This window comes from Capnocytophaga sp. oral taxon 335 str. F0486 (assembly GCF_000277665.1).
Classification (GTDB): Bacteria; Bacteroidota; Bacteroidia; order Flavobacteriales; family Flavobacteriaceae; genus Capnocytophaga; species Capnocytophaga ochracea.
On sequence record NZ_AKFR01000031.1, the window covers coordinates 121,344 to 134,804 of the forward strand.

Annotated in this window: 12 protein-coding genes; 7 read left to right on the forward strand and 5 right to left on the reverse strand. The window is 40.7% G+C overall.

All coding sequences use genetic code 11. The features are described 5' to 3' along the window. Positions 1-39: 39 nt before the first annotated feature. From HMPREF1320_RS06755 to rfbB, 6 genes are all read left to right on the forward strand, one after another. Entirely contained in the window at positions 40-918 is an 879-nt protein-coding gene (locus tag HMPREF1320_RS06755; protein WP_002673142.1) for a carbohydrate kinase family protein, read from the forward strand. Beyond that, positions 893-3,697, forward strand: coding sequence for an ABC transporter substrate binding protein (locus HMPREF1320_RS06760; RefSeq protein WP_034554320.1), 2,805 nt, complete (start codon positions 893-895; stop codon positions 3,695-3,697). The genes HMPREF1320_RS06755 and HMPREF1320_RS06760 overlap by 26 nt, the downstream gene beginning before the upstream one ends. Before the next feature lie 841 nt (positions 3,698-4,538). Further along, entirely contained in the window at positions 4,539-5,321 is a 783-nt protein-coding gene (locus HMPREF1320_RS06765) for a DUF481 domain-containing protein (protein ID WP_009417955.1), read from the forward strand. Between the two features lie 40 nt (positions 5,322-5,361). Continuing rightward, a complete protein-coding gene (locus tag HMPREF1320_RS06770; RefSeq protein ID WP_009418007.1) occupies positions 5,362-6,024 on the forward strand; it encodes a DUF421 domain-containing protein in 663 nt (220 codons plus the stop codon). Positions 6,025-6,111: 87 nt separating this feature from the next. Beyond that, positions 6,112-8,376, forward strand: a complete 2,265-nt coding sequence (locus HMPREF1320_RS06775) for a GH92 family glycosyl hydrolase (protein ID WP_009418062.1) — start codon at positions 6,112-6,114, stop codon at positions 8,374-8,376. Then, positions 8,377-9,369: a dTDP-glucose 4,6-dehydratase gene (gene rfbB / locus HMPREF1320_RS06780; RefSeq protein WP_009418092.1), complete on the forward strand. Its 993-nt coding sequence runs from the start codon at positions 8,377-8,379 to the stop codon at positions 9,367-9,369. A gap of 95 nt (positions 9,370-9,464) precedes the next feature. On the opposite strand, the gene HMPREF1320_RS06785 is transcribed toward rfbB, so the two are convergent. From HMPREF1320_RS06785 to HMPREF1320_RS06805, 5 genes are read right to left on the reverse strand one after another with little or no spacing between them, the layout of a single operon-like run. After that, positions 9,465-10,169 (reverse strand): cell division protein FtsQ/DivIB, encoded by a 705-nt coding sequence (locus HMPREF1320_RS06785; RefSeq protein ID WP_009417945.1) that lies wholly within the window; start codon positions 10,167-10,169, stop codon positions 9,465-9,467. A 6-nt stretch (positions 10,170-10,175) separates the two neighbouring features. Continuing rightward, positions 10,176-11,057 (reverse strand): GTPase Era, encoded by an 882-nt coding sequence (gene era, locus HMPREF1320_RS06790; protein ID WP_009418047.1) that lies wholly within the window; start codon positions 11,055-11,057, stop codon positions 10,176-10,178. Positions 11,058-11,067: 10 nt separating this feature from the next. Then, on the reverse strand, positions 11,068-11,688 hold the full coding sequence (locus tag HMPREF1320_RS06795) for a hypothetical protein (protein ID WP_009418112.1): 621 nt from the start codon (positions 11,686-11,688) through the stop codon (positions 11,068-11,070). Between the two features lie 20 nt (positions 11,689-11,708). Continuing rightward, positions 11,709-12,539, reverse strand: a complete 831-nt coding sequence (locus HMPREF1320_RS06800) for a DUF6048 family protein (RefSeq protein WP_009418143.1) — start codon at positions 12,537-12,539, stop codon at positions 11,709-11,711. Continuing rightward, the gene (locus HMPREF1320_RS06805; RefSeq protein WP_009417931.1) at positions 12,505-12,942 is read right to left on the reverse strand and encodes a DUF6452 family protein; all 438 of its coding nucleotides are present in this window, start codon (positions 12,940-12,942) and stop codon (positions 12,505-12,507) included. The genes HMPREF1320_RS06800 and HMPREF1320_RS06805 overlap by 35 nt, the downstream gene beginning before the upstream one ends. A 381-nt stretch (positions 12,943-13,323) precedes the next feature. Between HMPREF1320_RS06805 and HMPREF1320_RS11765 the strand changes: the two genes are divergently transcribed. Continuing rightward, a complete protein-coding gene (locus tag HMPREF1320_RS11765; protein ID WP_009417922.1) occupies positions 13,324-13,458 on the forward strand; it encodes a hypothetical protein in 135 nt (44 codons plus the stop codon). The last annotated feature ends 3 nt before the right edge of the window (positions 13,459-13,461 follow it).

Genomic DNA, 13,461 nt, shown 5'->3' on the forward strand with positions numbered 1-13,461 from the left:
CCTTAGAGGAGGGCAGAGGAGAGGATAACATATAATACGATGAAAAATACAGTAGTAGGATTGGGAGAAATCCTTTGGGATGTCTTCCCTGAAAGAAAAGTATTAGGCGGTGCGCCCGCTAATTTCGCTTACCACGTGTCGCAATTTGGTTTCAACGGCTATGCTGTGAGTGCCATTGGAGGCGACCTCCTCGGTAAGGAAATACTAAAAAGTTTAGAAGAAAAAGAACTCAATTACATCATTGAGAAGACTGATTTCCCCACAGGTACCGTAAAAGTACAGTTGGACGGTCGTGGGGTGCCTACCTATGAGATTAGCGAAAATGTAGCGTGGGACAATATTCCATTCTCTTCGCGTATTGAGAACTTAGCAAAGAATACTAATACCGTGTGCTTTGGGTCGTTGGCACAGCGCAGTGAAATATCGCGTGCCACTATCCACAAGTTCTTAGATTTAATGCCTGCTGAGAGTTTAAAAGTATTCGATATCAATCTCCGCTTGAAATATTTCAGCAAAGAGGTAATTGCCGATTCGTTAGACAAGGCAACAGCATTGAAAATCAACGATGAGGAGATAGTGAAAGTGGCTGAAATGTTTAATTTGCAAGGAACTGATGAAGAGGTATGTAAGCGCCTATTGGAGAAATACAACCTCAAATTCCTCATCTTAACGCAAGGTACAAGAGGTAGCTATGTGTTTACGCCTAATGAGAAATCGTTCTTAGGGACGCCCAAGGTTACCATCGCCGATACGGTAGGAGCTGGCGACTCGTTCACGGCTGCCTTTGTAGCCTCTTACCTCAATGGTCGCAGTATTGCCCAATCGCATCAATTGGCGGTAGAAGTATCGGCTTACGTATGTCAGCAACACGGTGCGATGCCTCGCCTTGCCGATGCTCATTTGGAGTTGTTTAGATAAAATGACTTTTAGGAAGTATCATATACTTTTTTTATATTTCGCTCTCTTTGCTTGCCTTGCTTGCCAAAGGGAGCGAAACCCCCGTTATGTGATAGGGGTGTCGCAGTGCAGTGAAGACCTTTGGCGACAAACGATGAACGAGGAGCTAAAACGCGAAGTAGCCCTTTACCAAGCCAATACTGAGTTGCTCATTCGCAGTGTAAAAGACGATACTCCCAAGCAAATTGCCGATATAGAGTGGTTCATAGAACAAAAGGTAGATGTGCTCGTGGTTTCGCCTAACGAGTCGGAAGCGTGTACACCAGTTATTGAAAAGGCTTACCAGCAGGGTATTCCCGTGATTTTGGTAGATAGGAAAATCGCTACTGAGAGTTATACTGCCTATGTGGGAGCTAACAACTACCAAATAGGTAAAGAAGCGGGACACTATGCGATAGGTATTCTCAAAGGCAAAGGCAATATAGCCGAAGTGCGTGGTACCAAAGGCTCAACCTCTGATGCGGAACGCCATAAAGGATTTATAGATGCCCTTAAGAATGCTCCTGAGGTGCGAATAGTAGCCGAGACCTGGGGCAACTTCCTCAAAGCAGATGCCAAAGTGCAAATGCAACAACTTTTTCAGCAACACCCCAATATCGACCTTGTGTTTGCGATGAACGACCCAATGGCAGCGGGTACTCACGAAGCAGCGATGCAATTCAACGGTAAAATACCCTTTATCATAGGGGTAGATGCGCTACAACAAGAAGGAATTAGCAATATAGAGAACAACGTGCAAGACGCATCGTTTATCTATCCTACGGGAGGAGAAAAGGTTATTGACCTTGCAATGAAAATACTCCATAAACAACCTTTTGAGCGCGAGAATATCCTCAATACCACTGTGGTGGACAAGAGCAATGTGCGTATTTTACAGTTGCAAACAGAGCAAATTGCTCAAAAACAAGCTAAGATAGAGGATATCAATCAGCAGCTGAGTGAGAGCCTTATTCAGCATACTACTCAGCGTACACTCTTCTATATTTCTATTATTGCTATTGGTTTGATTACTATATTTTTGGCAATAGCTATCAGAGCATATCGCACTAAGAGCCGTGCTAATAATCTGTTAGAAAAACAAAACGAAGAAATCAAACGTCAGGCTACCGAATTGCAACAACAGAAAGAGCGCTTGGAGGAAATCTCGGCGCAATTAGAAGAGGCGACCCAAGCCAAATTGCTTTTCTTTACCAATATTTCTCACGAGTTTAAAACACCGCTGTCGCTTATCTTAGGTCCTGTGCAGACACTTTTGGCTCACAATTCACTTCCCAAAGAAGAACAAGACTTGTTATTCCTCATCAAAAAGAACAGCAACCGACTTTTGCATCTCATTTCCGAAGTAATTGAGTTCCGCAGTTATGAGAATAACAAAATGCAAATGTATTTCACCAAAGGCAATTTGAAGAGCTTCCTCACTGAACTCAATTCTTTTTTCACCGACCGTATCAAACAAAAGAAACTCAACTTTCAGTTCCTTGCCGAAGATACTTCTTTTGAAATGGCTTTTGATAAGGAAAAAGTAGAGAAAATCTACTTCAACCTGCTTTCCAATGCACTGAAGTTTACACCTCAAGGAGGAAGTATCACCGTGTCGTTAGAAAAAGAAGATCTCCCCCTAACTCCCTCCAAAGAGCGAGTAGCTGTGCTACGTGTGTTTAACAGCGGTTCATATATCCCGAAAGACAAACAAAGTGAGGTGTTTGAGCACTTCTACAAAATAAATCCCGATAGCGAAGGTTCGGGTATAGGTTTGGCTTTGGTACAAGCCTTAGTAGCCTCACACAACGGTACTATCAGCGTAGAGAGTACAGAAGGGGAGGGGACAACCTTCGTCATTCGCCTGCCTTTCACTCAAGAACAAGTATCGGTAAAAGCGGTATACGACAGCAATTACATAGAAACTCATCTCGACTTATTGCCTTCGTTGCCCGCACCTACTGAGAAGCTCAAACTACCTACGGCTTCTCCAACGGCTTCGGAGAAACCTACTGTACTGATTGTGGAAGACAACGAGGATATGCGTCAGTTTATTCGATATATCCTCAGTGATGACTATAACCTTATCGAAGCTGAAAACGGTGAAGAAGGCTTTGAAGTCGCTAAAAAGCACCTCCCCGATGTAGTAATCAGCGATGTGATGATGCCCAAGACTGATGGCTTCGATTTATGTCAGTTGATAAAAACTAACGTGGCTACTAATCATATTCCTGTGATTTTGCTCACTGCTTATGCGTTAGACGAGCAAAAGCAAGTAGGTTTTGAGAGTGGTGCCGATGCCTATATTGCGAAACCTTTCAACATAAAATTACTGAAAACACGGGTGCGCAAGCTCATAGAAAACCGTAAGAAGATACGTGAGAGTTTTAGTAATTTCCTCTTGAACGAAACTAAACAAGAGACTTTAGGTAAGGTAGAACAGCAGTTTATCACCGATTTTACGCATTACGTAGAGAACTCTATCGCCAATCCTGAAATGAATATAGACGAAATAGCCGACGCCTTAGGTTTGTCGCGTTCTAACTTATATCGCAAAATCAAATCTCTCACCGACTATTCGCCTAATGAGCTTATTCGCACCATACGAGTAAAATACGCTAAGCAGTTGCTCAACAGCAAAGCTAAGAGCATCTCGGAAGTTGCTTATGAAGTAGGATTTTCTTCTCCTTCCTACTTTGCGAAATGCTTTAAAGATTTTTACAACGAGAGTCCGACAGAATACTTGGAACGGATTAGGTAGTGTTATAGACTGCTTTAAAATCTTGCACTGATTTTTCCCAGATAATTTTTTAATTAACGCGAGTTTGATGTAAGAAAAGTGTAGCTTACGCTACAGAAATCTTACAAATCTTAAAAAAATCAAACAAATAGGCAATAAATTGCCTGAAAATCTCGCACAGATTACACGGATTGCACGGAAAGTTTTTCAATTGACAATTGATAATTGACAAATGTGATGGACACGAATTGGCAACTGCGTTGCTGGATTTCACAGATTGCAATGTAAACGTAGCTGTAAATCAGTATTATATATAACTGAGATTAATTAGCAAATGAGGAAATGAGAGAATTAGAAAATTTGGAAATTAGCTAATGGAGAGGTGCGAGCCACACAAGCAAAAACTTTGGTTAAGGTGCGAGCCGCATAGGCAAAAACTTTGTGATGAAAAAGCGATAGGTTGGGTCTGTTAGGAGGATTCGGAAGGAAACGGAGGAGTTCGGAAGTGAGTCAGGAGGAATTTTGGTGAAAAAAGGGTGTAAGATGAGTGTGGTTAGCTTATAGAGAGCTTATAGGAAGCTTATACGAATCTTGGACGATTGGTATAGAAAGGGTATATAAGTGGTTGATTTATACTGTAATACAACAGTGAAAAAAATGTTAAAAACGGAGTTTCGAGGCGAAAGAAAAGGGAAGAAAAGCCGAATGATGAGTGATGAATGATGAGGGTAATGTGGTGAAAAACTTCTCTTGAAAAATTGTTATAAAAAAGGTATGAAGCATTGGTTTTAAGTGAGATTTTTTTGTGTATTCGCGATTGATTTTCTACTTTTGCGCCTTATTAAATATATGCTTAAAAACGATGAAACGATTACTTTATATGTTATTGGCGCTATTGTCTTCGACTTCTGTCTATTCACAAATGCTTTTTTCGGAAAACCTTACTATGACGATAGACAGCACCAAAACTCTGCAAGGGAGCCTAATGCCTATCTTGGATTTTAAAACCGAAAAAGAAGATGTCTTCACTTTTAAAAATACGGCTAATCTCAACTTGCTTATCAATTGCAATAGGGTTATTAATGTAATTAACAAGTTTGAGTTATCTACTTATGGTAGTCAAGTAATATTAAGCGGTGGCTATGTGCATATGGAGTACCGCTATCTGTTAGACCACGCTTTTGAGGTGTATCCTTATGCTGAGTCGCAATGGGCAGAGAGCAGGGGAATGAACCACAAGATTTCTACCGGTTTACAATCGCGTTATCGGTTGCTGAATACTCAATCCTCGCTGATGTTTGCTGCGGTGGGCTTGTTCTTTGAATACGAAAAATGGGAATATCCTACTCCCGATAACGTTGAGGCTACTTATGCTTACAGTCGCAGTATCAAAAGTCATTTATCGCTCAGTTATAAACTTCGAATAGGTGAAAAATGGGAGCTTACCACTACTGCCATTCATCAAACTAGACCTGATAGTACTTTTAAGGAAGCGCGCTATGGTGGGGCTATCGACCTCAAATACAATATTACGCCTACCATAGGTATACTTGGTACCTACCGACTTATCTACGACACTGCTCCTATTGTACCTATAAAAAAGGACTATCATTCGCTTGAAGTTGGGCTTAATATTTCTTTCTAATTTCCGCATTTGCTAATTTACTAATTTTCTGATTAACATTATGTATACAATTCCTTATATTGAATCCGAGGAGTTTTTCTATTTGGATGTATTTTTAAAATTGCTTTTAGGATTGTTGGCTCTTGCCTTAATCATCAACAAATCGGGCAAGGGTAATTTGGCACCGAGTTCGGCAATAGATCAGGTGCAAAATTACGTACTTGGGGGTATTATTGGAGGTGTAATTTACAGTCCATCGGTGAGTATCTTTCAGTTTGCTATCGTATTGGCTATTTGGGCATTCCTTATCATAGGGTTACGTGAGTTAAAAACTAAAAACCAAGCTTTTAGGAGGTTTATAGACGGCGCCCCTGTGATTGTTATCAATCGTGGTAAGATAGATATAGCCGCCTGCAAAAAAGCTAAAATTACGGCACACGAACTCGCTTTCAAACTGCGCAAAGAAGGGGTATACTATATCAGAGAGGTAAAAAGAGCGGTACTTGAACAGAATGGCGAACTCATTATCGTGTTGGCAGGAGAAGAAAACCCCAAATATCCTGTCATTACCGATGGAATTATTCAAAAAAGCGTGCTGGAAGATGTAGATAAAAGCGAAGAATGGCTACTTGGAGAGCTACAAAAGGCAGGATACAGCAATCCTTCCGAGGTATTTTTAGCAGAATACGAAAATGCTCAGATAAAAGTTATACCCTATATTTAGTAACAATGAGAAAGAAAAGCCCCAAAAACATTTTGCTATTCGTTGTTATTTTATTATCTTTGCCCAAAATACTTAATTGCTATTACAATGAAGTTAAAACATATTACTCTTTTGGTAGCCTCTACTTTTGTACTAGGGGCTTGTAATCAATCTAAAACAGCTTCTGAGCAAGAAGCGCAAACTCCTCAAAAACCGCTTATCAGCTATGTAGACCCGTTCATCGGTACAGGTGGACACGGGCATACCTACCCTGGAGCGACTACGCCTTTCGGTATGATACAAGTGAGCCCCGTGAATGGTCTCAGCAACTGGGATTGGTGCTCAGGTTATCACTATTCCGATAGCCTTATGGTTGGTTTTGGACATTTGAGCCTTAGTGGTACAGGTATAGGAGACCTAAACGACATCTTGCTAATGCCTACTACTAAAGAATATGACCTCAGTGTACTGAAATACGGACGCAAAGAGCAATACCCCGTGAATGCCCAAGAGTTTCGCGATATGGTACCTTACAAATCAAAATATAGCCATAAGAACGAAAAAGCAGAACCTGGCTATTACCAAGTGTATTTAGAAGACCCCAAAGTGAATGTAGAACTCACTGCGGCACAACGTTATGCCGTACATCGTTATACTTTTGAAAAAGGGGCAGAACAATCAGTACTATTGAACTTAGGATTTGCTATCAACTGGGATAGCCCTACCAAAACTTCTTTTAGCAAATTGGATAAGAAGTTAGACGCTAATAACAACGACAATATTATCACAGGTTATCGTTATAGTACTGGCTGGGCTGAAAACCAAAAAGTGTTCTTTGCGATTCAGTTTTCTAAGCCTATAAAAAATATTACCTATCAAAAACACAAAGATGATGTTACTTCAGGGCAAATCTTCTTTGATAATACTGATGAGAAGTTAGAGGTAAAAGTAGCTCTTTCTTCAGTGAATGAAGAAAATGCTTTAGATAACTTGGAGTTATATAACGCTCCTAATTTTGATAAAACCAAATCATTAGCACAACAGCAATGGGAAAAGACCCTTAGCAGTATAGTAGTAGAAACCCCTGTTGATTCTCTCAAAACCATCTTCTATACTGCCCTCTATCACGCGCAAGTAGCGCCTGTAACTTTTTCTGACAAGAATGGATGGTTTAGATTGCAAAACGACGAGATTGTAAAAACTGAAGGTACTGCTTATTCTACCCTTTCTCTGTGGGATACTTTCCGTGCCGAGCACCCACTGCTTACCCTTTTGCAACCCAAAGTAACTGCCGATATCATCAACTCAATGTTAGCCTACTACCAAGTGCATAAAGTGTTGCCCGTTTGGACGCTCTACGGCAACGAAACCAATACAATGACGGGTTATCACTCGGTAGCAGTGATTGCCGAAGCTTACCTTAAAGGCATACGTGGTTTTGATGCTGAAAAGGCTTACGAGGCAATGAAAACTACAATGATGCAAGATGATCGCGGACTCAAAGCGTACAAAAAATATGGTTACATTCCTTATAACGTAGGGGTAGACGAATCAGTTACCATTACCCTTGAATACGCTTACGACGACTGGTGTGTAGCGCAAATGGCTAAAGCCTTAGGTAAAACCGAAGATGCTGACTTCTTTACCAAACGCTCTGAAGCCTATGTTCACTTATTCGATAAAGAAACGGGCTTTATGCGCGGTAAAAGTACCGACGGTAAATGGCGCACGCCTTTTGACCCTAAACGCTCCGACCACCGAGAAAATACTGACTATACCGAAGGTAATGCTTGGCAACACAGTTGGTTTGTGCCTCACAACGTACAAGGTCTTATCAACCTATTTGGAGGGAATGAACCTTTTGTAACACACTTAGAAAAACTCTTTACTGAAAGTTCTGAAATCACCGGTGATAACACCTCTCCTGATATTTCAGGACTCATAGGTCAGTATGCACACGGCAATGAGCCCAGTCACCATATTGCCTATATGTTCAACGTAGCAGGACAACCTAAGAAAACCCAATATTGGGTAGATCGCATCTTGCAAACTCAGTACAACACTACCCCTAACGGACTCAGTGGCAATGAGGATTGCGGACAGATGTCGGCTTGGTACATTTGGAGTGCTATGGGCTTATACCCTATGAATCCAGCTTCTACCGAGTATGAGTTCGGTCGTCCACTCTTTGATAAAGTAACCATACACTTGCCTAACGGAAAGACATTTACAATCATTGCTAAAAATGTGTCTAAAGACAATAAGTATATCCAATCTGTAAAACTCAACGGCAAAGAATATACCCAATGGCATATTTCTCACCAAGACCTTTTAAAAGGCGGTGAATTAGTTTTTGAAATGACAAACAAATAAATGAAAAGAAATATCTTAATCACAGGAGGAGCTGGCTTTATTGGCTCTCACGTCGTAAGGCTATTTGTAAACAAATACCCCGACTATCACATTTTTAACTTAGACAAGCTTACTTATGCTGGTAACTTAGAAAACGTTGCCGATGTAGCCAATGCCCCTAACTATACCTTTATACAAGCAGATATTTGCGACTACGAGCGTATGAAAGCCCTCTTCGCTGAACATCACATCGATGGAATTATCCATCTCGCTGCCGAAAGTCACGTGGATAGAAGTATTGAAGACCCTTTTATCTTTGCGAAAACGAACGTGATGGGTACTTTGAGCCTTTTGCAAGCAGCTCGTGAATCGTGGAAAGATAATATGCAAGGCAAACGCTTTTATCACGTCTCTACCGACGAGGTATATGGAGCCTTAGAAATGGATAATACACTTTTTACAGAGCAAACGCCTTATGACCCTCAATCTCCCTATTCGGCTTCTAAAGCTTCCTCTGACCATTTTGTAAGAGCTTATCACAACACTTACAAACTGCCTGTGGTGATTTCAAACTGTTCCAACAATTACGGTTCTCACCAGTACCCTGAAAAGTTAATACCCGTGTGTATCTATAATATCGTAGATAATAAACCACTACCTATCTATGGCAAAGGCGAAAATATTCGCGATTGGCTTTTTGTAGAAGATCACGCTCGTGCTATCGATACCATTTTCCATCAAGGAAAAGACGGTGATACTTATAATATTGGAGGCTTTAATGAATGGCGTAACATCGATTTGGTGAAGGTAATCATCAAAGAAGTAGATAAGCAATTAGGTCGCCCTGAAGGTACTTCCGAAAAACTCATCACTTTTGTAACCGACCGTGCTGGTCACGACCTCCGTTACGCTATTGATGCTACTAAATTGAAAAATAAACTCGGCTGGGAACCTTCTTTGCAGTTTGAAGAAGGTATACAGAAAACCGTAAAATGGTACCTAGCGAATAGGTAAAAGGTAAAAGATAAAAGGTAAAACAGAGGCTACTATATAGTAACCTCTGTTTTTTCTATTCTATAATTTGTTAATTATCTCATTTGCTAATTATCTCATCTTCTACATACCACTTGGTTGGTGTATTTTAGGTTTACGATGTTATATTCATTCAGTTTATCAGTCTTCTCTAATTGCTTGTAAAAGGCTTTGAGGTTTGCTTTCTTAAGCGCTTCGTCTTCAAACTTGCCGAAAACGACCTTAAAGTGAGGTACACGCATTAAAAACTCATATTCTCCGTTAGGCTTTACCAATATTTCGGTGATGTTCTCAGCCAGCCATTGGTCGTTTTGGATAAACTGCATCAGTGCATAGGAGGCTTGCCAATAGCGCTCGGTATTACCTCTGAGGATAGGCACGCGTGCTGAGTAAGAACTTGAAAGAGGCATCTTCTTTCCTTGTGTATCCATATAATATACTCCATTGCCGTCGTATACACGTGCGATAGGCTCTCGCTGTTTGATTTTAGCATTCAGAGTGCCGTCGATAGTGCAAAATACTTCTGATTTCTCAATCATCACATTGTTGTCTAAGAGCTTTTCGATTTCGCTTAAACGCAGGAGTCCCATAGGTTGTCGCGCTTGTGGGTCTTTGAAGATAGTGCGCCGTATGGCATCATCGGTTACATACATATTCTCGTCCTGATGGTCTACCACCACCTCTTTTACGGTACGTGTTTTATTACGCCCTGAAGCAAACAACTGTATACAAAAGGGCAAAAAGACGATAACGAATATCTTTATGATTTTTTTTATGTACATTTTTCTTTATTTGATATCGTAACCAAACCTGCGCAATTGTCGCACATTGTTACGCCAATCTTTGTTTACTTTTACGAAAAGTTCTAAGTGTATTTGTTTGCCGAAAAACTTCTCTAAATCGGTGCGAGCTTCAATGCCTACCCGTTTTAAGGCTTCTCCTTTATGACCTATGATAATCCCCTTCTGACTCTCGCGTTCTACCATTATCACTGAGCGAATGTGAATAATCGTCTCGCTATCGGCAAAACTTTCGGTCTCTACTTCTACCGAATAGGGGATTTCCTTTTTGTAATGCAATAGTATCTTTTCGCGTATAATCTCGTTTACAAAGAAACGCTCTGGTTTATTGGTGAGTTGGTCTTTGGGGAAAAACGCAGGTGACTCGGGTAAGAGTTCTATAATGCGGTTGAACACCACTTCGGTTTGAAAGTTGCGCAAAGCCGAAATAGGGTATATCTCGGCGCGAGGCACTTTTTCTTTCCAGTAGGCGACTTGTTCCTCTAATACACTTTGGTCGGAAGTATCCACTTTGTTAATGAGCAACAATACAGGCACGTCCAACTGGTTGATGCGCTTAAAGAAAGCTTCGTCTTTCAGTTCTTTTTCGCCTATTTCTACCATATAAATGAGAATGTCGGCGTCTTCGAAAGCACTCTTTACAAAATCCATCATCGAGGCTTGTAAGGCGTACGATGGCTTGATAATACCGGGGGTATCCGAAAAAATCACCTGAAAATCATCACCACTTACGATACCAAAAATACGGTGTCGCGTGGTTTGTGCCTTGGAGGTGATAATAGAGAGTTTTTCGCCTACAAAGGCGTTCATAAGGGTAGATTTACCTACATTAGGATTCCCGATGATATTTACAAATCCAGCTTTGTGCACTTGTTAATTGTTATTTGTTAATTGATTCTGCCATTCCTTTGCCCCAATGAGGATAATTAGGCGTTTTGGGAGTAAAATGTTCGAACTTCTCTAAGGCTTTTTGGAGCATTGGTTTAGCTTTTGCTACGCCCCCACCAAATATCTTGGGTGTAAAGTAAATACCGATAGCACGAATGAGATAGGGTCTTGGGTTTTTTGGGTTTTCTTTAATAGATTTCTCGGAATACTCACGACTCAGCTTACCGTATTTAGCTCCGCGAAACATTGGGTTTACCTTCACTTTGGCACTATACAGATAGGCGTATAAGGCGTTGATTTCTGATGCATCGGCATCGTGTTGTTTTTCAGCTATCTTTATGTACTTTTCTGCCAGATTGCAATAACTGTCAATAGACCCTCCCGATGATTGGTCGGCAAGGCGAATGTTCACATAAGCCGCATAGTAATTTGCGAGCCAATGCGAAGGCACTGTGTTGGCAAGAGTTTCAAAATCTTTAGCTAAAGTCTGCAATTCTTTAGTAGCATAACTTTTGTCAAGGAGTTTTACTTTTTCGGTAAGCATTGTCTCCACATCTTGAGCAGAAACTACAGAACAAACTAATAGCAGAAAAAAAGTAATATATCTATTCATTCGTAACTTGTCATTTGTTATTATCTTCTTCCTTTTGGTTTTTTAGCAGGAGCTGAAGGGGTAGGAGAGGAGTTAGTTTTTTGGGTATCTGTCTCTTTTTTCTTTTTCTCTTTTTTATAAAGAGGAATGAGATAGCTGAGAGTATAGTTGAAATTCACACCAAAACGACTCCCTTCATATACCCGACCAAAGGCAGGAATATAGTAGTTAGGGAAACCACTACTGCCCGTTTGAGCCACCAAAAGACCTACGCGTACACTTGCTCCTGCGTAAAGGTTGTGTAAGAGTTCCGCTTTAATGCCCAATACGAGTTCCAACCAATGGGCTGTACGTCCGTCGTATTTCTTTAAGAAAGAAGGGTCGGAGCCTGTGATAGGTTCGTTCCAATATTGGTTATCTTTATGGATAATATACGAGGTAAGGTCTTGAGAGAAAAGCGAAATGCCATAGCGAGCCCCCACGTAAATCATATTCTCCATACCATACCAATTGCCATAGGTGTTATAATCGAAGCCAGCACGTAAAAATTGACCTTCGGTAGAGTAAGTAAAGAAATCTTCGTTTTTAGTTCTTTTTTCCATACCGAGTTCAGCAGCGAAGTAGTAGTTGGTTGTTAGGCGGTAATCGCCTACCAATTCGAGTCCGTAGTAATTCTTATCAAAGAAAGGGCGTACCAGTTTGCTCAGGTCGGCACCTACGCGCAAGCCATACCGCTGTTTGTACACAGGGGCTTCTTGTTTTTCGGGCAAGGCAATAGTAGTTTGTGAGGTCGTGTGGGTAGCCGTTTGAGCCATTGCACCTAAGCCCCACCAAATACTAATGATACAAATGTATATGAGCTCTTTTTTCATTATCTACGGTAGTGTTCTTGATGTTAAGACCTTTTAGCCAAGAGGTATTTGTATCTTGAATGGTAGCTGAAAGGGTGTTGTAAGTAATTTTCACTCCACAAGCCTTGCTTACGAACGACTGTTCGGGAGTATAAGTGAGCGTGAGAGTTGCGGTGCTAGTGGTAGTACCTGAAACTACGGTTTGGAGCAAGTAGGTAGTAGGCGACTCCAAGCGCAAAGGTAGTGCAAGTGAATCTAAAGTTGCACTGCTTACCAGAGGCGTAGTATTTCCTTCGCCATAAACTGTAAGGTTAGCCACGCTAAAAGGTGTACGGGTGTTATTTTGGTTGTAGAAACGCACCACCAAGCGAGGTGTATTCACGCTGTGGTCGCAAAGGTCGTCGGACTCACAACTTACCAACATTGAAAGCGAGAGTATTAAAAATGATATAAAGATAGTTCTTTTCATTATCAAAAATAAAGTTGGTGCAAAGATACGAAATAATTACAAATGACAAAAAAAACTTCATAGGGCAACTTAGCATTGATACTTATTAGCTTGATGGACAAAGCTTATTCGAAGGGAGAGCGAAGCTAAAGCGAACCTAAGACGAAGGTAAGACGAACAATGAACGTACAAAAGATAGAGATAACCTGAAGCTAAGAAGAAACTTTTATGTGGCAAAAGAAGTTATTTGAGATTAGAAATTGATAAATAACCTTTCATTTAAATTTGTTAATTTACTGAGTTATTTTTATCTTTGTTGTCTTAAGTAGGTGCATTTCTTGGGGCTCGTGCCTAAAAATGCAATGCTTAAAAGAAATACAAGCCCTAAAAAAACGGCTTTCCATACCGCTACAAAAAGCCTCAGCTTTGCTCAAGCAAACTGAAGGTAACCTTAAAGGGGCTAATGGTGTAGGGAAATATATAAGATGCTGAAAA

Coding starts and splice junctions, on each gene's coding strand:
- HMPREF1320_RS11765 (WP_009417922.1), top strand. CDS start 13,324: ATGCAATGCTTAAAAGAAATACAAGCCCTAAAAAAACGGCTTTCCATA.
- HMPREF1320_RS06775 (WP_009418062.1), top strand. CDS start 6,112: ATGAAGTTAAAACATATTACTCTTTTGGTAGCCTCTACTTTTGTACTA.
- HMPREF1320_RS06785 (WP_009417945.1), bottom strand. CDS start 10,169: ATGTACATAAAAAAAATCATAAAGATATTCGTTATCGTCTTTTTGCCC.
- HMPREF1320_RS06760 (WP_034554320.1), top strand. CDS start 893: ATGCTCATTTGGAGTTGTTTAGATAAAATGACTTTTAGGAAGTATCAT.
- HMPREF1320_RS06800 (WP_009418143.1), bottom strand. CDS start 12,539: ATGAAAAAAGAGCTCATATACATTTGTATCATTAGTATTTGGTGGGGC.
- rfbB (WP_009418092.1), top strand. CDS start 8,377: ATGAAAAGAAATATCTTAATCACAGGAGGAGCTGGCTTTATTGGCTCT.
- HMPREF1320_RS06755 (WP_002673142.1), top strand. CDS start 40: ATGAAAAATACAGTAGTAGGATTGGGAGAAATCCTTTGGGATGTCTTC.
- HMPREF1320_RS06765 (WP_009417955.1), top strand. CDS start 4,539: ATGAAACGATTACTTTATATGTTATTGGCGCTATTGTCTTCGACTTCT.
- HMPREF1320_RS06770 (WP_009418007.1), top strand. CDS start 5,362: ATGTATACAATTCCTTATATTGAATCCGAGGAGTTTTTCTATTTGGAT.
- HMPREF1320_RS06805 (WP_009417931.1), bottom strand. CDS start 12,942: ATGTTGGTAAGTTGTGAGTCCGACGACCTTTGCGACCACAGCGTGAAT.
- HMPREF1320_RS06795 (WP_009418112.1), bottom strand. CDS start 11,688: ATGAATAGATATATTACTTTTTTTCTGCTATTAGTTTGTTCTGTAGTT.